The sequence below is a fragment of the Streptomyces sp. YIM S03343 genome (genome assembly GCF_054729195.1).
Map to the genome: position 1 here is coordinate 6,094,311 of NZ_JBPUKX010000001.1, position 20,961 is coordinate 6,115,271.

A 20,961-nucleotide genomic window follows, 5' to 3' on the forward strand; every position below is an offset into this window, starting at 1 on the left:
GATCGGTACCGTCCGGGAAATCGAAAGCCGGACGATCGCACAGCTTTACCCAAGTGCGGGATTTTTGGGAGGCGTTGACGGAATCGATATGGACCGATGGGGAAAACCCCCGGTGCCGATTGAGCGGATGGCTCCTTGTTTGCGGGGTGTTGTGCCGACTTCCGGCGGGTTACCGTCCGGGTGTGCGAGAGACCTTGAGAGTGGCGGCCTACGCCGTCTGCGTGCGCGACGACCGTGTCCTGCTGGCCCGCTGGATCCGGCGCGAGGACGGGGCGCCCGAATGGACCCTGCCCGGCGGCGGGATGGACCACGGCGAGCATCCCCACGACACCGTGGTGAGGGAGGTGGAGGAGGAGACCGGCTATCGCGCCGAGGTCACCGCACTCCTCGGCGTGGACTCGGTACGTCACCGCATCCCCCGGCGCGGCCTGCGCTCCGCCCGGGACCATCACGCCGTACGCCTCGTCTACGAGGTGCGGATCACCGGCGGCGAACTGCGCAACGAGGTCGGCGGATCAACGGACATGGCGGCCTGGCACGACCTCGCCGCCGTACCGGCCCTGACCCGCGTCCCGCTCGTCGACGCGGGCCTGCTGCTGTGGCTGGACCGCCCACCCACGGGCCGCCTCCGGCTGACGGACACCGATCAACCGTCCGGCACTGATCAGGCGTCCGACGGCGAACAGCCGGACGGTTCCTGACCGTTCGCCGCGCCACATGTTCCGGGGTACCGCCGTGCCCGTGGGCTGCCCCCGCCCTACCCCGGCATAGCAGGTTCACCGTCGAAGGTCTCGCCCTTGGGGCCTTCAAGCACTTTCATCCAGGCTCCCAGCCACACGAAGGTGTGGCATGCCCGAGTCATACAAGGAACGCCGGTGGGTGGCGGCAGTGGTTCTTGCCGTCGTGGGCGCGGCCATCACCACCTGGTGGCTGCTGCGAGACCCGACGCCGTACTCCTTGCACAAGACGCCGACGGTGAAGGTCACCATCAGCGCCGTGAAAGGCGATACCTCGGATCCCCAAAAAATGGCCGACGATGTCGCTCTGCTGGTCAAGGTGTATGTCCAGCGTCTTGAGGCCGGCGACGCCGCCGACCTGGCGCGCATAGGTCCCCCGTGGTACACCGGCCGGGAGAAGGCGGCACAGCAGCTGATCACCCGGTACAGCGCTCACGCCGGCGAACCGGTCAAGGCGATCGTCCAGGACCCCCTGGTGCCGTACCTGGCTCAGGTCGAGCTCCGCTTCAGCGACGGGCAGAAGCAGATGATGGAACTCACCCGCGACCACGATGACGTGTGGTGGCTGGACATGGGCCAGGGCGATCCCGTGCCCTAGGCACCAGCCTTGCACCAAATTGCCAGCAGCCACCCGCGCTTCGCGGACGGCTGTCTCTCGCGGGCCGCCGACGCTACTCCAACTTCTCGAACGACGAGCCCATCGACGCCCCTCTACCGCTACGGCAGAAGGACCTCTACCTGCCCACACCCCCCGATCAGCGTTCTGCCAGCTCACCCCTTTCCCGCAGAGGAAGTAGGCAGGAAAGACCTGCTGCTGCAGCTGGTCGCGGTACGGGTCGAGAAGGCGGAGGTCGGCGGTGGTCTACTGCGGATCGCGGCCCGGACCCGGGACGACGCCTCGGCGGTCTGCCCGGGGTGCGGGACGGAGTTGGACTGGGTGCACTCCCGGTACATGCGGCATGTCGCGGACGAGGTAGTGGGCGCCCGGGCGGTCGTCATCGACCTGTCGGTGCGACGTCTGTACTGCGAGAACCCCGACTGCCCGAGGCCACGTTCGCAGAGCAGGCCGACGGGCTGACGGTGTGCTACCAGTGCCACACCCCGGGCCTGCAGGCGATCGTGGTAGCGGTGGCGACGGCGCTGGCCGGGAAGGCTGGAACCCGGTCGCTGCTCCACCTCCGCCAGTCCCTGAGCTGGGCCAACGTGCCCAACTTGCTGATGAGGGTCCCCGATCCGCCGGTCCCGGCACTGCGCGTGCTGGCTGTGGACGACTTCGAGCTATGTTGCTCCCGCCGCTACGGGACGTCGTGGCCGACGAGGAGAGCCAGCTGCCGATCGATATGTCGGACTCACGGGAGGCGGAGCCGCTGGCCGCCTGGCTGCGCGCGCACCAGGGCGTCGAGGTGGTCTGCCGGGATGACTCGGCCACTTACCGCGGCGCTATCACCGCCGGAGCGCCCGGGCCGTTCAGGTCAGTGACCACTTCCATCCGTGGCAGGGGCTCGGCCGCAAGGTTCTATGATCGTCGCGGCCCACCGAGGCTGCCTGCCCGACCTCGGACCGGAGGCGGCGGCCCGGGTGCCGGGTGGCCGGACCGCGGCCCGCACACCCGGCTGCACGCCGCCGTGCACACCCTGCTGGTGCAGGCGACAGCGCTCCGCCATCGCCCGGCTGCTCATGGACTCGTGCTGGCTCTGTCCAGCAGCCTCGCGATGCGTTCAGCCGTCTTCTGACCTGCACGCTGCTTGACCAGACCTTCCTTCGCGATCGCCCGCACATGCAGGATGGTGGTCCGCTCTCCGCTGCGAGTTGCAACGACGGTGACCACCACCGGGTTCATGTTGAGGTATCCGCCTCCGGCGACCACGCGAAGCGTCACTTGCTCCGATCGTGCTTCCGCCAACTCTGGGTCGGCACCACCGGTTAGCTGAGCGAGCACAGAACGGGTGCGCTCAACGGCAAGATCGAAACTCAGCGGCAGTTCGCGGTCGAACTCGCCGATGTCATGCTTGAGGAACCGGGAGACGAATTTCCCCCTGGTGATTTGACCGAGGGCTTCCGCTAGGAGCTCTTCCTCTGTCTGCTGCATCCGGCGTCCCTTTCTTGCCTGCACGCTCGAAACGGCCCCGCCCAAAGTCCGCTACCGCCCGGATGTTTTCAGTGGCATGCCCCATTGTCACGCCTGTCGGGTGTCTGCGAAGTCACGTTTCAACGCACCGAGTTGAAAATACGCTACTTTGAGAGTTTTCCGGCGCGTGCAGCGCCTTGGTGGGTGGCACCGGGTCGTCCGTGCCGCGCGGCCCCGCGCTGCCCGACGACACGGCCGGTATCGGGAGCCCCCCGCGGTCGGTACGTGGTGCCGTGCGTGGGCGGACTGGCGCGATCGTCAGTGATGCCCCCTCGGCTGGCCATCACGCGGCTGGCTTCAAACCGCCTTTTGGGGGGAGGTCACCTCGCCCAGCAGTTCGGCGGCGCGGTCGTGGGACGGCCAACTCGGCCTCCCGCTCAGCGATCTGTTTGCGGGCCGCGGTGAGTTTGGCCTGTTCGCGGGTAGGGACACCGGGCACCTGCCCGGTGTCGATCAGATGGTGGCGATGCCAGACGTAGATGGTCCGCATCGCTGATGCCGCGGAGCGTCGCCACCTCGGCGACCTTACCGCCGGAGACCAGCAGATCGAGTGCGTGGCAGCGGATCTTGGGCTGATAGCCGCGGGGTGGGACGGCCTCCGAAGGCTGCTGGACGGTCAGTCCCCGGGCGGACCAAGAGAAGGTGTGGAACGGCGTCTGTAACTCGGGCAACGGACTAATGACCTCGGGCTCCTACCTCCAGTCGATCTTCAGCCAGGCGGGCAGTATGGCCACCGGCGCCAAAGCTGCGATGCGGTCCACCAGACAGTCCTCCCAGATCCTGCAAGCGATGCGGGACAATCCCGGTCTCGCGCGCGTGGCAGCCATTGGGAGCAACAAGTGGATGGGGCGCGCTGGCTGGGGGCTGCTGGGGGTTGGTGCCGTGTTCACCCTCTGGTCCAACTACCAGTCCACCCATGGTGACATCCCCCTCGCGGCAGCCGAGACCGTGGCCGACACGACCGTGGTCGTGGGTGCGACCAAGTTGGGTGCCACGCTCGGGATGTGGGTCGGCACGTCCATCGCGCCCGGCCCGGGCACGTTCATCGGCGGAGCCATCGGGGCGGGTGCGGGAGCCGTCGGCGGCATCCTGGCATCGGGCCCGCTCAACAACGTCATGTCGAGGGGCTGGAAGAGTGTGAAGGGCTGGTTCAGCTGACCGCTGGACCGGAGTAAGCAGGCGTCGGGCGGGGAGGACGAGGACGTGACCTCGGAGCCCGCCCGGCGGCTCCCTCTCAGCGGGGGAGCTGAGCCTCAGCGACACTTGGAAGGATTGTGCAATGCAGTACTTCATCGGACTCTTCTTCCTGGTCGGGTCCGCGTTCATGACCTGGAAGGTCACCCAACTGTGGCGCAACGCCGACCTGGTCGAGGAGTTCATGGTGACCTTTTCCTTCATGCCGTTCGGCAAGGAGGTCAAGCGAGGAGAAATACGGTCCCTTGCCCTCACTGTCGCCTCCCTCTGGGGGGCCACGATCCTTCTCTTCATGGGCCTCCTGGATGTCGACATGTCCGGCCCAGTGACTGTCCTCTTCGCCGTAGCGCTGGTCACCCTGCTTCTCTGCCTGCCGTGCGAAGTGAGTGTCGTCCTCTTCAACGCCCCGAAATTCGTCGTACCGCCGCATATGCGTTCCGACCTAGGGGTGATAGCGGCCCGCAAGGCGAATCGGGCAGGGGGCTCACGGCGGACCAGGATCTGAATCGCTTTAGTCTATTTCCGTGAACTCCACCGAGACAACCACGGCCGTGGTCCGGAAACGCGCGCGGATCACGGCCTCTGCGGCCGTCATCCTCATCCTTTCGCCCTTCGTGGCGCGGCTGCTGGCGCTGGCGAGTCTGATTCCGGCTGGCGCATCCCTGATCTGCGCCCTGATCGGCGGACCGGTTGGTTTCTTGCTGATATCGGTGCCGTGTCAGGAAACCAGCCTGGTCCGCTGTTCGATGTCCCGCGTGACCGCCCGGACGCTGACCGGTGAGCGGTCGGTGGATCTCAAGCGCATCAAAGATGTCCGCTTGCTTACGTCCTTCGCCTACACCGGCCCTTCTCGCGCGGTCGTGGTGCGCGACAGTGACGGTGTGCGCCTCGGTCTCACCTCGGCCAAGAGCCAACGGGCCTTGGTGCGCGCCCTGCAAGTCGCGGGCGGTGAAGCGCGGGGCGGGCCGCACGTCACCGCAGCCGCCCGCGCCCATCTCGGTCTCGGGGATGTACGGCATCGCATAGTTCACACCGTGACCGTCTTTCTCTCGTTGACGATCTCAGCTTCCCTGTACATCGGGATCGTCGCCAAGCTCGCGTGATCCTTGAAGCTAGGCCGGGCAACTGGCGCTGCGGGCCGTCGCCGAGCGCGTGGACGCCGTGATGAGGGCGCCAGCCTGCACGGCGACGTCGCCGAGGACGCGGTTGCCTCCGAGGACGCCGACGAGGCTGAGGCGCCGGGGCGTGCGCTGCGGAGATCGAGGAGAAGGACGTCACGGTCCGCATGGTCCGCGAGCCGGGGTGGCTGCACGCCATCCGGCTCGCCTGGCGAGGACGCCCTGAGGCGGGTCAGCCGAGTGGCACGGTGGCGAAGGGCTCCCATTCGTACATCTCGTTGTCGCGGTGGATCACGATGAGTTCTGCACAGGAGATGCGAGCCTTGGCGGGGGCCACGTGGAGTCCGGCCAGGATCTGCGCGATCGGCTCGGCGGGGCCGTTGCTTGCGCTGTAAGCGACGGACATGTGCGGGGTGAAGCCTTCGGCGCTCTCCGGGGCTTGTCCGAGAATGTCGACGATCGCCTGCCGGATGGCGTTGCGAATGGCCCGGACCGGCCCGTCCGGCTGGACGTGCAGCAGAATGGCCTCAGGGTCAAGGACGGCTGGCCCGATCTGAAGGTCGAAGGCTGGGACGGCAGCCAATTGGCTACTGGCGGCTTTGGCGATCGCGCGCACGTCGTCTTCCTCCACCTCTCCCACAAAGCCGATGCCCTGCATGGTCAGGTGCAGCCACTGGTCGGGGATCAGGGTGAGCACGTCGCCGAGTGGGGCGAGCGCGGTCCGGTACTCAGTCGCGACGCGGTGTACATCCGTCTGGCCCTCGAAGGTCAGATGCCAGGTGTAGAAGCGGCGTCCGACGTTCCAGCCAGGCCGCCACCACCAATGGTTTCCCATGGTCTCGGGTTGAGTCTTCATAGCCCGAGATCAAATCAGGCAGGTGCATCTCCTGGCGAGAGGGCGAGGCGCCGGGGAGCAGAGTCCAGGCAGAACTCTTCGATGGCCGTCCGCAGCCCGACGGCTGCCCTGGCGGCCATGTACGTGCGGCCGGCGTCGACAGGCAGTTCGCCCAAGCGTCTGATGACGGGGGCGAGTCGGTGATCCGGAGGTAGTGCCAGCACCGGCGCGAGGGATTCGAGCGCGCCTTCCGCCTCGCCAGTGGAAAGATGTGCCGCCGCCTTGCTGATGTGGATTTGAGCCTCAGTGCCATAGGCCCGGACCGGCTGCGCGGACAGGAGAGCGAGGGCGTGGTCCGCAGCGCGCAGTGCGTCGACCGTCCGGCCGACGCGGAGCTGCACACCTGCGGCGTAGTTCTCCTGGCGGGCGGGATTGCAGGCGAAGATGCCGCCGATGTCGTCCTCGTCCCTCAACGAATCCCGGGCTTCCCTGGCCCGTGCGAGTGCTCCCAGCGCTTCGTCTTCCGCACCGAGCTGAGACCAGGCATCAGCTTCTTGACAGGGCAGCAGGACCGCAACCGTGCCGGAGGGGCGGTATGTGATGCCGTGCCGTGCGTAGTTGATGGCGTCCCGCAGACGCCCGTCCCAGAACGCGACCTTGGAGCGGGTGGACAGTACCCAGGCCCGCAGATCATTGTGCCCGGCCAACTCGGCGCACAGCCATGCTGTCCGGCCCTGGGAGTCCGCGTCGCGTAGCTGTCCAAGGTCGGAGGACATCCATGCGAGCAGCCCGCACAGGTAGCCAGCGGCCACGTAGAGGTCCGCGGACTGCCGCGGGTACTGATGGCCCTCCAGGAGCGCGAAGACACGATCGCGCAGCGCCCGTGTGCGGGTGAAGAGGGGGACCGGATCGGAGGTGAGATAGTCCTCGGCGAGGGCACGGGTCTCGGCCATCAGCTGTTCGAGCGCGATGTCGCCGACATTCGACGCTTCGGCCCACTGCGCCCAGGTCGCGGACTCGTCGGCAGCGAGCCGCACCAACTCGTTTCCATTCGGCTCCGGTGGTGCGGAAGGGAATGCAGGAGAGACGGGCAACGCCGGTTCGGAGGCGGGCTCGCGGCGGCAGAGCAGGCGCAGTTCGCCTTTGGGCAATGCCTGCCGGTCGTCGAGGTCCAGCAGGTCCTCAGGACGGCAGCCGTAGGCGGCCGCCATGGCAGAAAGAACAGGCAGGCTTGGACGGCGCGAAGACGGGCCGGGCCACTTCTCCCACTTGCCCACAAGGGAGGCGTCGGCGGCAACGGCCTCGGCGGGATGCTGATTGCCGGCCTGAGTGATGTGGTCTGCCGCGTCCTGAAGGGTCCAGCCATGGGCGTGCCGCCACGCTTCCCGGGGCCGCATCCGATAGCGGGCGCGCATCTCGACGGCGATGTCCGCGATTGCGCATCCGGCGGCCGTCATGGTGTGGCGGAGGGCGTTCCGGTCCGCCTTGGACCCGGGCTTGAGGCGGGCGTTCATGGGCGAGCTCCCTGCACATGTCGGTGTACTCACCGTAGCGGCGCTGTAACTGAAACAGACCCCGATGCCCAGGGAATGAGAGGACGAAGCGCCCAAGATGACGTCCACAATTCGGCGTTGTGCCTGCTCAGACGCGTACTGGACGTCCAGAAAAGTTGGTCACGACCGCCCGTGACTCCAAATATCGCAGCTGGAACGGTAGGAGGGCGAACAACGGCCACATCGGGTAACGGTCCCAAACCGGCCCCGGCGACCGCACGACCGACCGCGGGCGCGGCCAACGCTCAAACCAGCAAGGGAGCGTCGACATGACGAACATTGCAACTTCGGGCAGCGACTGCCCGCCGGGCTCGAAGATGACGATGCGCGTCTACATCGTGGACAGTGCGGGCGTGCTGCGGGAGGACCGCGGCACGGTGAGTGTGCCGTACGGCACGGACCTGCCGCCGATCATGCCGCTCATCCCGCCGTGCGAGTGCCAGCGGTGCCGGGCCGGGCTGGATGTGCGGTGAGCCCGGCGACCAGCCACGACAGGGCCGTCCACCCGCTGGACCTGACGGTGATGCGGGAGACGGCGGATCTGCTGCTGGAACCGGCTGCGGCACCTGGCACTCTGCCGCCCGCCGCCCGCGAACCTGCCGTGCTGATCGCCACGATCCGCGGGCACCTGGCCCTCCTCGTCCAGGAGGTCGAGACGGCAGCGAAGCAGCTCCCTGAGGACAGCGGCCCGCGCCACACGGCGCTCGGGTGCGTGTGGGAGGCGCGCAGCCGGATCGACGCCGAGCCCAGCAAGAGGACCGGCGGGGCCGCCGCCCAAGACCGCCGCATGGCACGCGTCCTGGTCTGCCTGTGCGACCAGTACGAGGCCCTCGGCGGCGGCTCGTGACCGCGCCGACCGCCCCGGTGGTCCTGTCGGAGCACTGCGCCCTGGCCTCCCGGTTCGGCTACGGCGGCCTGCACGCCGACTGCCGCCAGACCCGGGACATTCCGCTGCCGCACTCCGACGGCATCGTGCTGGTACCTCGTTGCGGCTGCCGTTGCCACGCGAGCGCGGCGCGTGCCGCGTGACGGCAACGGTGGGTCTGCTCGTGTGGAGCGTGCTGCGGCTGATTCCGGTCGTCTCGCAACAGGACTGGAGCGCCCGCCCACGGGGCGCCTGCGGCTGACCGACACCGATCAACCGTCCGACACCGATCAGCACGCCGACGGCGATCGACCTGACGGCTCCTTACGGTTCACCGCACCGCATGCGCCAACCGGTCGCCGTACCCGTGGACTGCCTCCCCTACCCCGGAAGATGAACGCAGAGCAACCGCCCCCAGGCCGTCCGGCGAGCGGTCGTGGGCGGGTCAGGGGGGTCAAGATCCACGTACGGCGATCGGCGGCACACGTTGCCGTCTCGTTCACGCGCAGGTCATTCCCGGTGCCAAGCATCCAGAGCGAGCGGGATGTTCGCGACAGCGACCGCCCGCGACCACTGCCGACGCGTTCGCACTCGGGGAGATCGCGCCATGTCGCGCATACGCTCTGTCGCCGACTCCGTTCCTGGAGTCAACCGCCGTACCGTCCTCGCCGCCACCGCCGCGGCCACCGTCTCCGCGGGCGTCGGCTACGCCCTGCGGCCCACCGACAGCCAGGCCGCACCCGCCACCGAAGCCGCCGACGCGGGCCGGGCCGTGGTGGCCAACGGCCGCCAGGCCGAGGCGGCGCCGCTGGCCCCGTACACCAAGGGCACCACGCTCGCGGGCGTCTCCGCCCCGCGTACTTCGTCCGGCTACCGGCGCCTGGGCGACGGCCCGGGCTGGGCGCGTGTCGTGCGCTCCGAGCTGGCCGCCCCCAAGTCCGGCCGCGCGGGCCGCCGTACCGCGCTCGCCGCGTTCGTGCAGTTCACCGATCTGCATCTGATGGACGCCCAGCACCCGCTGCGCCTGGAGTTCCTGCGCTCCACCGACCGGCACGCCTGGCGCCCCCAGGAGGCCCTCAGCGCGCACGGTGCGATCGCGCTCGTGGAGCGCGTCAACGCGCTACGCGGCGCCCCGGTCACCGGCTCCCCGCTGCACTTCGTGATGACCACCGGCGACAACACGGACAACAACGCGACGTCCGAGCTCGAGTGGTACATGAAGATCATGAGCGGCGGCCGCTTCGCCCCCAACTCCGGGGACCCGAAGCACTACGAGGGCGTCATGAACAGCGGTCTGAAGCTGTACTGGCAGCCCGACGCGGTCCTGCGCGACGCCGACAAAGCGCTCGGCTTCCCCCGGCTGTCCGGCTTCCTCGCCGCCGCGATCCGCGAGGTCCGCAGCCCCGGTCTCAACCTGCCCTGGTACTCCACCGTCGGCAACCACGACGCCCTGCCGCTCGGCTGCTACGGCTCCCACGGCGACCCCTACCTCGCCGAACTCGCCGTGGGCGGCAAGAAGCTGATGAGCCTGTCGGCCACCGAGGCCGCCAAGCTTCAGAACCAGATCAAGGCGGCTGGCGATCCCAAGGGCAGCGCCTACCGTGATCTGCTCAAGGCCCACGCCCGTGACATGCGCTCGGTCACTCCGGACGAGAAGCGCGCCCCGTACACCCCCGCCGACTACCTCAAGGCGCACTTGGACCCGGCGTACCGGGGCCTCGGTCCCGTCGGCCACGGTTACTCCACCGCGAATCTCGCCGCCGGCACCCAGTACTACGCCTTCCGCATCTCCGACGACGTCATCGGCATCAGCCTCGACACCACCGACGCGGGCGGCCACTACGAGGGCTCCATCGGCACCGCGCAGCTGAAGTGGCTGGACAGGACACTGAAGGAGAACAAGGACTCCTACGCCGTCGTCTTCAGCCACCACACCAGCAAGACCATGACCAACACCCGCCCCGACCCGGCGCACCCCACCGAGCGCCGCCACTCCGGCGAGGAGGTCGTGAGCACGCTGGCCAGGCACAGCAATGTGCTCGCCTGGGTGAACGGCCACATCCACCGCAATGTCATCACCCCGCACAAGACGTCCGGCGGCCGTCCCTTCTGGGAGATCTCCACCGCCTCCCATGTCGACCATCCGCACCTCGCCCGTGTCATCGAGCTGGTGGACAACAAGGACGGCACGCTGTCCGTCTTCACCACCCTGATCGAGTCTGCCGCCCCGCACCGCACGGACTTCGCGGACCTCTCCCAGACCGGTCTGGCCGCTCTCTACCGGGAGATCGCCTTCAACGCCCCGGGCGCCAGCAAGGTCCTCGCGGGCACGTCCGCGGACCGGAACACGGAGCTGCTGCTCAAGAAGGCATAAAGCAAGGCGTAAAGCTTCGTAAAGCTGTTAAGTGGACCGGCATGGTGTAACCCACGTGACCCGGACACGAGACGCCGAGTTCATTCGGATGAAACCTCCATGCCGCCTCATATCGCTAACCCGCTGGGTTCACGGGGACGGTTCGAGGTGTGCAAGGCGGGTGGTCGTGTGCGTGGGCTGCGCGTGCTGTCGGTCTACGAGGGCTTCTTCTCCGGAGGGGCCCGGATCGTTCACAGTGATGTGGTGATGGGACTCCAGGAGGGCGGCAGACACCGCCAGCAGGTCCTGAGCGTCCATGCGGAGGTGCACCGGGAGGCGACCCGGCAGCGGATGGAGGACGACGCCTGCTACCGGGCGCTGACCGCCGCCGGTGTCCCGGTCACCGCCCTGGGCCGCAGCTTCGGCCCGGGCGGCCCCGGCCGCCTCCCCTTCACCGGGCCGGAACTGGCCGACACCGCTCGGGCGATGGCGGGCGCCGATGTCGTGCTGTCCCTCAAGGAACAGCCGCTCGCCCTGCTCAACCAGCGCGGGCTGCCGCGCAGACCGGTCGTGGTGTGCCTGCACCGCTCCGACCCTGAGCACCAGGGCAGTGCCCTCGACGACCTCAGGGCCGCCATCGCCGACGGTACGGTCGTCGGCTGTGTCTGCTGCGCCGAGTCGACCCGCGAGGCCTACCGGGCCGCGGGCATCCCCGGCGAACTGCTGCACGTCATCCCCAACGGGGTCGACCTGCTGCGCTTCCGTCCGGACGCCGCCCGGCGCATCGCCCTGCGCGGCAGCCTCGGCATCCCGGCGACCGCGCCCGTCGTGGTCTTCGCCGCCCGCTACGACGGTATGAAGAACGTGCCCCTGTTCCTGCGTGCCGCCCGCGCCTGGCTGGCCCGCGAGCCCGAGGGCCACGTCCTGATGTGCGGGGCGGGTATGACCGCGGCCAACCCCGGCCTGATGGCCGACGCCGGCGCCGCATTCGGCGCGGACCTCACCCGGCTGGCGCCCCGCTTCCACCCGCTGGGGGTACGGCGCGACATGGAGAGCGTCTACGCCGGGTCCGACGTCGTCGCGCTCACCTCCGCCTGGGGCGAGGCGGCCCCGCTGTGCCTGATCGAGGGCATGATGTGCGGCGCGGTGCCCGTCGCCACCGACGTCGGGGACACCGCGGCGATCGTCTCCGGGCACGGCATCCTCACCCCGCCGGACGCCGGCTCCATCGCCCTCGCCTGGACCGGCGCCCTCGCCGGACGCGCCGACTTCGGCCCCGCCCTGCTGCGCAGCCGCGAGCGCTTCAGCCGTACGCGAATGATCGCGGCGTACGCCGACCTGATCGACCGCGTCCACGCCGAGGCGACGCTCCCACCGCTGCCGGACCCGCTGTGAGCGCGGCGGCGCCCTGATCAGGCGGCGTCCGCGGCGCGGGGCGGTGCGGACGCCTGCCGTCGACCGCGGCGTGGCGGGGCCGACGGGACCTACCGCGGCAGCAGCACCACCCGCGCCGCCGGAGGCCGGTCCGCCGATGCCATCAGCGCCGTGCGCACCACCGCCGCCTGGTGCTGGGGTGCCTCCCGGAGCTTCCTCGGTGTCACCCGTACGACGGTGATGCCGAGGCGCTCCAGATGCTCCCGCTTGCGGGTGTACTCCGGCCAGGGCGCGTCGTCCTCCCGGTGCGGCGGGCGGGTGTCCAGCTCCAGGGCCACCGCCTCGTCGGGCCAGTAGGCGTCCAGCCCGCCCAGGTACGGCCCGCCGGGCAGCCGCAGCTCTACGTTCCACAAGGGCGCCGGAAGATGATGGTCGCGCACCATCCGGTACAGCCGCCCCTCCGCGAGCGCCCGGCTCTCGGCCATCAGCGAGTCCACCGCGTCCACCACATGCGGTCGGTCCAGCAGCTTCGCCCGGGTCAGCTCCCGTACCACGGCCGCCGGTTCACAGTGCCCGTCGCGCACCGCCTCGGTGAGCAGCAGCCGTACGGACCCGGCGGCACCGAGCCCTGCCACCGCGTCGGCCAGGGCCCGCGGCACCGGGGCGAGGGGGAACCCGCCGACCTCGCGGGGCTCGGGGAGGTCGGCGGTGCGGATCACATGCGCACAGCCCGCCGACCGGATCCTGCGCTGTCTGCGCACCAGCACGTCGATCCGCCCGAGCGATGCCGGCGGCGGCACACAGGCGAAGCCGTACAGCGCGAGCGCGGCGGCCCCGGTGAGGACGGCGTCCGCGTACACCGGCGGTCGCTGCGTGCGGGCCTCCGGGCCCGGCTGGGACGGCACCCCGCGCACCGCACGGCTGCGTGCCGCGTACATCAGCACGGCGTGCAGCCGCTCCTCGCCGCTGGGCGGCCCGGGGTGCAGCAGATAGACACCGGGCAGTACGAGCTGCCACACACCGCCGGGCCGACAGCGGGCGCTCAGCTCCGTGGCGGAGAAACCCTGCGCCCGGAGCTGAGCCGCGGACCGGACACGCCGTCCGTCCTCACCGAGCCGACCGTCGGACCCGGACTGAAGCGGGGGATTGCGTTTCATGCCCCGCAGACTCCCCCGCCCGCCCTCCCCACCTGAACCCCTGTTACAAACCTGTCGACAAACCTGGACAACCCAGAACTAAAGGACACCAGTTCGGATCCCCGCCCACCAACAAAACCCCAGGTCAGACCAGCTCTTGCGGAAGGTTACGGCTCACGCTGAACGAATTCCGCAACAGCCGTTTCTCACCCGGGGTGCCCTACGGAGACCACGAAAGTTGACGTTTCCAGGCGACCCCGGGCGCCTCACGAAGGGGCGCGGGGCTGTATCGACATGCGGCTCCGCCGCGTGGGCGCGAGCAACCCCCACCGGCCCGCGGTCGACGAACGACAGTCACCCCCCAGGGGCGCGGGGAACTGCGCGACAAGCCCAAGACGGCCCGCGGCCTCACTCACCACCCCCGCCGGAGGCCACATCGCATGCCTGCCCCCGCAAGGACCGCGCCAGATCATCCCGCGCCTCGACCACCAGCCGCCGCAACGCAGGCGCAGCCCCCGCATGCGCAGCAAGCCACGCATCCGCAGCAGCCAAGGTCTCCGAGGAGTCCTGCAACCCCGGGAACAGCCCCCCCACCACATCCATCCCGATCTGGATCGACCGCGTCTCCCACACCCGCTCGATCGCATCGAAGTACCGAGACACATACGGCGAAAGCAGCGGACGCTGCGACGGCTGCGAGAATCCCGAGATCATCGCCCCCACCAGCGCGTTGGACAGCGCGTCCGACTCCACGACCTGCGCCCACGCCTGCGCCTTGACCGCCGCGGACGGCCGGGCCGCGAGACACCGCACCTGATGCCGCTTGCCGGACGCGGTGTCGTCGCGGGCGAGCTCGGCGGCCAGCGCGGCCTCGTCCGCGGCCCCCCGCGCAGCGAGCGGCTCCAGGAACGCCCACCGCAGCTCCTGGTCGACGTCCAGTCCCTCGACCGTCTCCGAGCCGTCCAACAGCCCTTGCAGCAGCCGCAGTCCGTCCGCCCCCGAGGCCACGGAGGCGAAGAACCGCGCCCAGGCCAACTGCTGCTGGCTCCCCGGCTCGGCGGCCCGCAGCTCCTTCAACGCCCCGTCCGCCAGCAACCGTTCACCGGTCTCCCGCCACTCGGGCGCCACGTAGTGCACCAGCGCCGACTCCGCCCAGGCGTGCAGCATCTGCAGCACCCCGATGTCGGACTCCCGCCCCGCGAACCGCAGCACCAGCCCCACGAACTCCCGCGCGGGCAGCAGCGCGTCCCGGGTCAGATTCCACAGCGCCGACCAGCACAGCGCCCGCGCCAGCGGGTCGGTCATGTCGCCCAGTTGCTCCCGCAGCGTGGCGAGCGAGGTGTCGTCGAAGCGGATCTTGCAGTACGTGAGGTCGTCGTCGTTGACCAGCACCAGCTCCGGCGCCTCGGCGCCCACCAGTTCCGCCACGACCGTACGCGGCCCGGACACATCGGCCTCGGTGCGCGCGTACCGCTCCAGCGCCCCCTCGGCCGTACGTCGGTACAGCCCCAACGCCACCCGGTGCGGGCGCAGTTCGGGATGCGACTCGGCCGCCTCCTGCAGTACCGCCAGCTCGCTCACCCGCCCGTCGGGGCCCAGCAGCACCTGCGGGGTGAGGGAGTTGACCCCGGCGGTCTGCAGCCAGGAGCGCGCCCAGGCGCTCATGTCCCGCCCGCTGGTCTCCTCCAGCACCGACAGCAGGTCGCCGAGGCGTGTGTTGCCGTAGGCGTTGCGCTTGAAGTAGCGGCGGGCGCCCTCCAGGAAGGCGTCCTGGCCGACATACGCCACAAGCTGCTTGAGGACGCTCGCGCCCTTGGCGTACGTGATGCCGTCGAAGTTGAGCTTGGCGTCCTGGAGGTCGCGGATGTCGGCGGTGACGGGGTGGGTGGAAGGCAGTTGGTCGGCCCGGTAGGCCCACGCCTTGCGGCGGTTGGCGAAGGTGATCCAGCCGTCGGTGAACCGCGTCGCACCGACCAGGGCGAACGCGCCCATGAAGTCCGCGAAGGACTCCTTCAGCCACAGGTCGTCCCACCACTCCATGGTGACCAGATCGCCGAACCACATGTGCGCCATCTCGTGCAGCACCACATTGGCGCGGCCCTCGTACGACGCCTGCGTCACCTTGCCGCGGAAGATGAACTCCTCCCGGAAGGTGACCAGTCCGGGGTTCTCCATCGCGCCGAGGTTGTACTCCGGCACGAACGCCTGGTCGTACTTCCCGAACGGGTACGGGTAGTCGAAGTGGTCGTGGAAGAAGTCCAGGCCCTGCTTGGTGACGAGGAAGACGTCATCGGCGTCGAAGTAGGGCGCAAGCCCCTTGCGGCACAGCGCGCCGAGCGGGATCTCCAGCCGGGTGCCGTCCGCGAAGGTCCGCTCGTAGGAGTCGGTGACGTAGTGGTACGGCCCCGCCACCACACAGGTGATGTACGTCGAGATCGGCTTCGTCTCCGCGAACCGCCACACCCCGTCGCCGCCGCTGCGCTCCCCGGCGCCGTTGCTCCACACCGTCCAGCCCTCGGGCGCCCGCACCTCGAAACGGAACGGCGCCTTGAGGTCGGGCTGCTCGAAGTTGGCGAACACCCGCCGGGAGTCGGCCGGTTCGTACTGGGTGTAGAGGTAGACCTCGCCGTCCTCCGGGTCGACGAAGCGGTGCAGGCCCTCACCGGTACGGGAGTAGGCGCACTGCGCGTCGACGATCAGCTCGTTGTCCGCCGCCAGGTCCTCCAGGGCGATCCGCGAGCCGTCGAAGACCTCGCCGGGGTCGAGATCCTTGCCGTTGAGGGAGACGGCGGTCACGCTCGGCGCGATCAGGTCCGCGAAGCCGGCCGCGCCAGGCTCGGCGCAGCGGAAGCGGATCGTGGTGACCGAGCGGAACGTCCGCGGCCCCTCGACGCCCTCGTCGCCCACCGCCGACCGCAGGTCGAGGGACACCTCGTACCCGTCGACGGACAGCAGGGCGGCCCGCTCCCGGGCCTCGTCGCGGGACAGATTCTCACCGGGCACGGGCGGCACTCCCTCGGGGCGGATCGCTCTACGGACATCACGGGACCAGCGATGAACAGGACCGATCCTGCCACGCGCCCCTGACCGAGGTCATCCGGGAAACGGCCGGGAATGGTATCCCCGTGACCGTCGTTGCAAGTTGAACGAACAGCCATGTTTCGCTTCCACGGCAGAAGCCGGCAGAAGTCAGCAGAAGTCAGCAGATTCATAGGAGAGCCATGTCCGACACCGCGACCGCTTCCACCGCCCAGACCCCCGTCAGGACCCCCGTCGACTTCTGGTTCGACCCGTCCTGTCCCTGGGCCTGGATGACCTCCCGTTGGGTCCTCGAGGTGGAGAAGGTGCGCGACATCGAGGTCCGCTGGCACATCATGAGCCTGGGCGTGCTCAACGAGGACAAGCTGGACGAGTTGCCCGCCGAGTACCGCGACTTCCTGGAGAACAAGGCGTGGCAGCCGGTGCGCGTGGTGACCGCGGCGTGGCAGAAGCACGGCGCCGAGGTGCTCGGCCCGCTCTACACCGCGCTCGGCACCCACATCCACAACCGGGGTGAGGGCCCGACCCTCGAAGCCGTCGCCGGTGCCCTCGCCGACGTGGGCCTGCCCGCCGACCTGATGGACTACGCCGAGCAGCAGGACTTCGAGTTCGACGCCGAGCTGCGCGCCTCCCACAAGGAGGGCATCGAGAAGGTCGGCCAGGAGGTCGGCACCCCCGTCATCGCCCTTCCCGGCGCAGACGGCGAGCAGATCGCGTTCTTCGGCCCGGTCGTCACGCCCGCGCCCCAGGGCGAGCAGGCGGGCCGCCTCTGGGACGGCACGATCGCTGTCGCCTCGATCCCGGGCTTCTACGAGATCAAGCGCACCCGCACGGCGGGCCCGGACTTCAGCAACCTCTAGCCGCGACGCACGATGGGTCGCCGGTCGGTACTTGGCACTCGGTACTCGGCGCTCGGCGCTCGGCCGGATGCCGAGTGCCAGCCACCCGTCGCCGCCCGGCGACCCACGACGGCTGATTGGCGGATCCCCACAGACCCGGCCGCCCTCGTCGCCGTACCGAGAACCACGCCACCGCAGTGACAGGCATCACGTCCTGCCGGGTGTAGCGGCCATCTTTTGTGCGGAGCCCACCAAACCCCTGTTCCCCCCTTTGTCGAGCGCTGACGGTGTCCGGCCCGAGGGGCCCGGGATAGCGTCACGGTGTCCCGACCTGCCCACCCTCCGCGGAGACCCCATGAGCACCGCCAGCGCCACTGCCACCACCCACGTACGCCCCGGCGCAGTCCTCGCCGACCTTCTGCCCGCGTCACGGGTGCGTGACGTCGCCCTCGTGCTCGGCGGCGCCGTGCTCACCGGCCTCGCGGCCCAGCTCTCCGTACCGGTGCCCGGCTCCCCGGTGCCGGTGACCGGCCAGACCTTCGCCGCGCTGCTCGTCGGCACGACCCTGGGCGCCGGCCGCGGCTTCCTGTCCCTCGCGCTGTACGCCCTGGCGGGTGTCGTGGGGGTGCCGTGGTTCGCGGGCGGCGCGTCGGGCGCGGCGGGCGTCTCCTTCGGGTACGTGATCGGCATGGTGCTGGCCTCCGCCGCGGTGGGCGCCCTGGCCCGGCGCGGCGGTGACCGGGGTGTGCTGCGGATGGCGGGCACGATGATCCTGGGCGAGGCGATCATCTACGCGATCGGCGTCCCGTATCTCGCCTACGCCGCCGGGATGTCCGCCTCGGCCGCGGTCGCGGCGGGCCTGACGCCGTTCCTGCTCGGCGACGCGCTGAAGGCGGCCCTGGCCATGGGTGCGCTGCCCACGGCGTGGAAGTTCGCGGGCAGGCGCTGAACGCGGCGCTCTCCCTGACACGGAGGCCGGGGCACCCCACGGGGGCGCCCCGGCTTTTCCGCGGTCCGAGCCACCTCACCGCTCGGCCGTGGGGCTGGGCAGGTGTCCGGCGGCACCAGCGCAGTGCTCAGCGGCGGCGTTGCGGCACTGCTCGGCCGTGGGGCTGGGCACGCGCCCCGCAGTACTCCCGCACCGCTCAGCGCAGCGTTACCGCACCCGCTCAGCCCTGCGGCTGCCGCCGCGGTCGCCGTACGGCCGACCACCACAGCCCGGCCGCCCCGGCGGTGACCAGCGCCGCCCCGGCCGCGCCCAGCGGAAGCAGGTCCCGCCCGGCACCGGTCTTGGGCAACTGGTCGCCGCTCGGCCCCACGGGCTTGTTGTCGGTGCCGAGGAGGAGCGGGGTGGACGGGGCGTTCGGCGACGGGTTCGTCGTACCGAACGGCACCGGCCCCTGCTGCCAGTACGTCTTCTTCCCGTCGGCCGTCTTGACCGGCAGACAGATCTTCCCGGTCTTTCCGAGATCGAATGTGGCGGAGACGTCGTACGACATCGACTTCCCGGCGGAAAGGCTTCCTACGGCGCAGCTGAAAGCGCTGTTGGAACCCGCCGGGAGATCCTTCTTGGCGATCGCCGAGCAGTCGCCACCGCCACCCTTGACGGAATGGACCTTCAACCCGTCGAACCCGACGACGAGAAGCCGGATGTCACCGCTGTCCTTTGTTCCCCCATTCTTCACCGTGGCGGTGAGGGAAGTCTTCTGAGAACTGTTGTCCACCGATATCTTCGACGGCAGCAGCGTGGTCACCTCGACCCCCGCCGGTGCCTTGTCGACGGCCTTTCCCCCCTTGTCACTGCCGGGTCCCTGGCCGTCCGCGGTGGCCTGGCACGGCAGCACCAGCACGGCGGTGAAACCTGCCGTGACCAGTGACACCGCGACGGCCGTCGTCCGACGAGAACTCATGTCCGTCCCCCTTGCCTCCCCCTGGACTGCGTTTGAATGCGCAGTACTTGAAGAGGTACCACAAGATTTCCACACTATGCTGATACGGCTCCAAGTGTGACCATTGTGTTCCTGACGGATCCTGCCGGATGCCGTCGGATCTTTTGGGATCCTGCCGGAACGTGCCGGGACGCTCGTGGAGGGGGTGCGGCGGCTTGCCGGGAAACAGGGGTGTAAAGGGAGACGCGGGAAATCCGGGGAACGGGGGTGACCCGAGGAACAGAGCAAGCAAGGAAACCGCCGGGTTGCTGGTGACCGGGCGCTACCGATTGGCCGCGGCCATAGGCCAGGGGGGAATGGGGCGGGTGTGGCGGGCGATCGACGAAATGCTGGACCGTCCGGTCGCGGTGAAGGAAATGCGGATAGACGGCATGGACACGGAGGACACCCGCACCCGCCGCGAACGCACCCTGCGCGAGGCGAGGGCCACGGCACGGATCGACCACCCCAACGTGGTGCGGGTCTATGACGTCGTGGACCAGGGCGAACGCCTGTGGATCGTGATGGAGCTGGTCGAGGGCCGCTCCCTGGAGCAGATCGTGCGGACGGACGGCCCGCTGAGCCCGCCCGAGGTGGCGCGCGTCGGACTGGGCCTGGTGGCCGCGCTGCGTCAGGTGCACGCCGTCGGAGTGCTGCACCGGGACATCAAGCCGGGCAACGTGCTGATCGAGAACGCCGGAGGGCGCGTGGTCCTCACCGACTTCGGCATCGCGGCGATGGAGGACGCCAAGGCGCTCACCATGGCCGGGATGATCGTCGGTTCTCCCGATTACATGGCGCCCGAGCGGGTCTCCGGCCGCCCGCAGGGCCCGCCGTCCGATGTGTGGTCCCTCGGCGCCACGCTGTGCGCGGCCCTGGGCGGCCGTTCCCCGTTCGCCCGGGACACCACGCTGGCGACGCTGCACGCGGTCCTGTACGAGGAGCCCGGACTCCCCGCGGCGGCGGGCCCGTTGCGGGACATCCTGACGGCGGTCCTGGAGAAGGACCCGGCGGTCCGCCCGCCGCTCACGGACCTGGAGAGGGCCCTCGGCGAGGTGGCGTTCCCGCAGCCGACCCCGACGGTGGCGACGGCGGCGCCGACCCGGGTGGCGGGTACGGTTCCCCGACCCGTACCCGAACCGCCCGCGCCCGGGAAGACCTCCCGGCGCAGAGTGGTCGCGCTGGCCGCGGCGGCTACGGCGGCCACGGTGCTGACCGCGGGAGCGGTGACGGGGGTGGTCCTGGCGACGCGGCAGACGGCCGACGACGCCGGAAAGGCCTCCGCCTCCACGACATCCACCACGACGTCGGACACCACTTCCACCACGACGTCGGACACTACTTCCACCACGGCAGCCGACGACAAGACCCCGCGCAGCCCCACCCGCTCCACCCCGTCGCCGAGCCTGGCCCCGGGGGCCAGGAAGGAGGCGGCGGGATTCGCCTGGGTCCCCCCGGAGGGCTGGCGCAGGGACGACCGGGGCGCGGAGGTGTACTACATCGCGCCGGACGGCGACCAGCAGCTCGTGGCGAAGGGCTCGGCGGCCCAGGACGACCTGCTGACGACATGGAAGGCGTCGGAGCGCACCTACTACGACAACAGCCCGAGCTTCCACACGATCCGTCTGGGGCGGACCACGTACCAGGGCCATCCGGCGGTGGTGTGGGAGTACACGTACACGCTGAAGGGCGAACCGTGGCACGCGAGGCTGCTGGGATTCACGGCGGGATTCCGGTCGTACCAGCTGAACACGTGGTACCGGCCGGACGCGGAGCAGCAGGCACTGACGGTGTACGACAAGGTCAAGAGGGGGTTCAGCGTGCTGTGAGGCTGGCTGCGCCGAGTGGGTGACCTGGAACAT

General features: G+C 69.7%; 20 protein-coding genes. 14 read left to right on the top strand and 6 right to left on the bottom strand.

Annotation, left to right across the window (positions count from 1 at the left end):
• Positions 1-182: 182 nt before the first annotated feature.
• From ACSYGN_RS26600 to ACSYGN_RS26610, 3 genes are all read left to right on the top strand, one after another.
• Positions 183-701 carry an NUDIX hydrolase gene (locus ACSYGN_RS26600; RefSeq protein ID WP_460399844.1) on the top strand — a complete coding sequence of 173 codons (519 nt, stop codon included), beginning with the start codon at positions 183-185 and terminating at the stop codon, positions 699-701.
• A 148-nt stretch (positions 702-849) separates the two neighbouring features.
• Positions 850-1,335, top strand: a complete 486-nt coding sequence (locus tag ACSYGN_RS26605) for a hypothetical protein (RefSeq protein ID WP_460399846.1) — start codon at positions 850-852, stop codon at positions 1,333-1,335.
• A gap of 9 nt (positions 1,336-1,344) precedes the next feature.
• Entirely contained in the window at positions 1,345-1,815 is a 471-nt protein-coding gene (locus tag ACSYGN_RS26610) for a transposase family protein (RefSeq protein WP_460399848.1), read from the top strand.
• A gap of 597 nt (positions 1,816-2,412) precedes the next feature.
• Here the strand turns inward: ACSYGN_RS26610 and ACSYGN_RS26615 are convergent.
• Positions 2,413-2,826 carry a hypothetical protein gene (locus ACSYGN_RS26615; RefSeq protein ID WP_460399850.1) on the bottom strand — a complete coding sequence of 138 codons (414 nt, stop codon included), beginning with the start codon at positions 2,824-2,826 and terminating at the stop codon, positions 2,413-2,415.
• Positions 2,827-3,543: 717 nt separating this feature from the next.
• On the opposite strand from ACSYGN_RS26615, the gene ACSYGN_RS26620 reads away from it, so the two are divergent.
• The 3 genes from ACSYGN_RS26620 to ACSYGN_RS26630 all read left to right on the top strand — a co-directional run bounded on the left by ACSYGN_RS26620 (position 3,544) and on the right by ACSYGN_RS26630 (position 5,162).
• Positions 3,544-4,023 carry a hypothetical protein gene (locus ACSYGN_RS26620; protein ID WP_460399851.1) on the top strand — a complete coding sequence of 160 codons (480 nt, stop codon included), beginning with the start codon at positions 3,544-3,546 and terminating at the stop codon, positions 4,021-4,023.
• Positions 4,024-4,144: 121 nt separating this feature from the next.
• The gene (locus ACSYGN_RS26625; RefSeq protein WP_460399853.1) at positions 4,145-4,564 is read left to right on the top strand and encodes a hypothetical protein; all 420 of its coding nucleotides are present in this window, start codon (positions 4,145-4,147) and stop codon (positions 4,562-4,564) included.
• A gap of 19 nt (positions 4,565-4,583) precedes the next feature.
• Positions 4,584-5,162, top strand: a complete 579-nt coding sequence (locus ACSYGN_RS26630; protein ID WP_460399855.1) for a hypothetical protein — start codon at positions 4,584-4,586, stop codon at positions 5,160-5,162.
• Positions 5,163-5,409: 247 nt separating this feature from the next.
• Here ACSYGN_RS26630 and ACSYGN_RS26635 read toward each other — a convergent pair whose 3' ends face one another.
• Both ACSYGN_RS26635 and ACSYGN_RS26640 read right to left on the bottom strand, forming a co-directional pair.
• On the bottom strand, positions 5,410-6,033 hold the full coding sequence (locus ACSYGN_RS26635) for a 2'-5' RNA ligase family protein (protein WP_460399857.1): 624 nt from the start codon (positions 6,031-6,033) through the stop codon (positions 5,410-5,412).
• A 14-nt stretch (positions 6,034-6,047) separates the two neighbouring features.
• Positions 6,048-7,526 carry an XRE family transcriptional regulator gene (locus ACSYGN_RS26640; RefSeq protein ID WP_460399859.1) on the bottom strand — a complete coding sequence of 493 codons (1,479 nt, stop codon included), beginning with the start codon at positions 7,524-7,526 and terminating at the stop codon, positions 6,048-6,050.
• 308 nt (positions 7,527-7,834) lie between these two features.
• Here ACSYGN_RS26640 and ACSYGN_RS26645 point away from each other — a divergent pair, with 308 nt between their 5' ends.
• The 5 genes from ACSYGN_RS26645 (at position 7,835) to ACSYGN_RS26665 (ending at position 12,178) form a co-directional block, all read left to right on the top strand.
• Positions 7,835-8,038, top strand: coding sequence for a hypothetical protein (locus tag ACSYGN_RS26645; RefSeq protein WP_460399861.1), 204 nt, complete (start codon positions 7,835-7,837; stop codon positions 8,036-8,038).
• A complete protein-coding gene (locus ACSYGN_RS26650; RefSeq protein WP_460399863.1) occupies positions 8,035-8,412 on the top strand; it encodes a DUF6415 family natural product biosynthesis protein in 378 nt (125 codons plus the stop codon). Before ACSYGN_RS26645 ends, ACSYGN_RS26650 begins: the two co-directional genes overlap by 4 nt.
• Positions 8,409-8,594, top strand: coding sequence for a hypothetical protein (locus tag ACSYGN_RS26655; protein ID WP_460399865.1), 186 nt, complete (start codon positions 8,409-8,411; stop codon positions 8,592-8,594). The genes ACSYGN_RS26650 and ACSYGN_RS26655 overlap by 4 nt, the downstream gene beginning before the upstream one ends.
• Positions 8,595-9,037: 443 nt before the next feature.
• Positions 9,038-10,804: a TIGR03767 family metallophosphoesterase gene (locus tag ACSYGN_RS26660; protein ID WP_460399867.1), complete on the top strand. Its 1,767-nt coding sequence runs from the start codon at positions 9,038-9,040 to the stop codon at positions 10,802-10,804.
• Between the two features lie 183 nt (positions 10,805-10,987).
• Positions 10,988-12,178 (top strand): glycosyltransferase, encoded by a 1,191-nt coding sequence (locus ACSYGN_RS26665; RefSeq protein WP_460403763.1) that lies wholly within the window; start codon positions 10,988-10,990, stop codon positions 12,176-12,178.
• A gap of 89 nt (positions 12,179-12,267) precedes the next feature.
• On the opposite strand, the gene ACSYGN_RS26670 is transcribed toward ACSYGN_RS26665, so the two are convergent.
• Positions 12,268-13,314, bottom strand: coding sequence for a hypothetical protein (locus ACSYGN_RS26670; RefSeq protein ID WP_460399869.1), 1,047 nt, complete (start codon positions 13,312-13,314; stop codon positions 12,268-12,270).
• Positions 13,315-13,701: 387 nt separating this feature from the next.
• On the bottom strand, positions 13,702-16,296 hold the full coding sequence (gene pepN, locus ACSYGN_RS26675) for an aminopeptidase N (protein WP_460399871.1): 2,595 nt from the start codon (positions 16,294-16,296) through the stop codon (positions 13,702-13,704).
• 218 nt (positions 16,297-16,514) lie between these two features.
• On the opposite strand from pepN, the gene ACSYGN_RS26680 reads away from it, so the two are divergent.
• Positions 16,515-17,192, top strand: coding sequence for a mycothiol-dependent nitroreductase Rv2466c family protein (locus ACSYGN_RS26680; RefSeq protein ID WP_460399873.1), 678 nt, complete (start codon positions 16,515-16,517; stop codon positions 17,190-17,192).
• A gap of 334 nt (positions 17,193-17,526) precedes the next feature.
• On the top strand, positions 17,527-18,120 hold the full coding sequence (locus ACSYGN_RS26685; RefSeq protein ID WP_460399875.1) for a biotin transporter BioY: 594 nt from the start codon (positions 17,527-17,529) through the stop codon (positions 18,118-18,120).
• A 220-nt stretch (positions 18,121-18,340) separates the two neighbouring features.
• Here the strand turns inward: ACSYGN_RS26685 and ACSYGN_RS26690 are convergent, their stop codons facing one another.
• The gene (locus ACSYGN_RS26690) at positions 18,341-19,081 is read right to left on the bottom strand and encodes a hypothetical protein (protein WP_460399877.1); all 741 of its coding nucleotides are present in this window, start codon (positions 19,079-19,081) and stop codon (positions 18,341-18,343) included.
• A 290-nt stretch (positions 19,082-19,371) separates the two neighbouring features.
• Here ACSYGN_RS26690 and ACSYGN_RS26695 point away from each other — a divergent pair, with 290 nt between their 5' ends.
• Complete coding sequence (locus ACSYGN_RS26695) at positions 19,372-20,928, top strand: serine/threonine-protein kinase (protein ID WP_460403765.1); 1,557 nt, start codon at positions 19,372-19,374, stop codon at positions 20,926-20,928.
• The last annotated feature ends 33 nt before the right edge of the window (positions 20,929-20,961 follow it).

Coding starts and splice junctions, on each gene's coding strand:
- ACSYGN_RS26605 (WP_460399846.1), top strand. CDS start 850: ATGCCCGAGTCATACAAGGAACGCCGGTGGGTGGCGGCAGTGGTTCTT.
- ACSYGN_RS26615 (WP_460399850.1), bottom strand. CDS start 2,826: ATGCAGCAGACAGAGGAAGAGCTCCTAGCGGAAGCCCTCGGTCAAATC.
- ACSYGN_RS26620 (WP_460399851.1), top strand. CDS start 3,544: ATGACCTCGGGCTCCTACCTCCAGTCGATCTTCAGCCAGGCGGGCAGT.
- ACSYGN_RS26625 (WP_460399853.1), top strand. CDS start 4,145: ATGCAGTACTTCATCGGACTCTTCTTCCTGGTCGGGTCCGCGTTCATG.
- ACSYGN_RS26635 (WP_460399857.1), bottom strand. CDS start 6,033: ATGAAGACTCAACCCGAGACCATGGGAAACCATTGGTGGTGGCGGCCT.
- ACSYGN_RS26640 (WP_460399859.1), bottom strand. CDS start 7,526: ATGAACGCCCGCCTCAAGCCCGGGTCCAAGGCGGACCGGAACGCCCTC.
- ACSYGN_RS26645 (WP_460399861.1), top strand. CDS start 7,835: ATGACGAACATTGCAACTTCGGGCAGCGACTGCCCGCCGGGCTCGAAG.
- ACSYGN_RS26660 (WP_460399867.1), top strand. CDS start 9,038: ATGTCGCGCATACGCTCTGTCGCCGACTCCGTTCCTGGAGTCAACCGC.
- ACSYGN_RS26670 (WP_460399869.1), bottom strand. CDS start 13,314: ATGAAACGCAATCCCCCGCTTCAGTCCGGGTCCGACGGTCGGCTCGGT.
- ACSYGN_RS26680 (WP_460399873.1), top strand. CDS start 16,515: ATGTCCGACACCGCGACCGCTTCCACCGCCCAGACCCCCGTCAGGACC.
- ACSYGN_RS26685 (WP_460399875.1), top strand. CDS start 17,527: ATGAGCACCGCCAGCGCCACTGCCACCACCCACGTACGCCCCGGCGCA.
- ACSYGN_RS26690 (WP_460399877.1), bottom strand. CDS start 19,081: ATGAGTTCTCGTCGGACGACGGCCGTCGCGGTGTCACTGGTCACGGCA.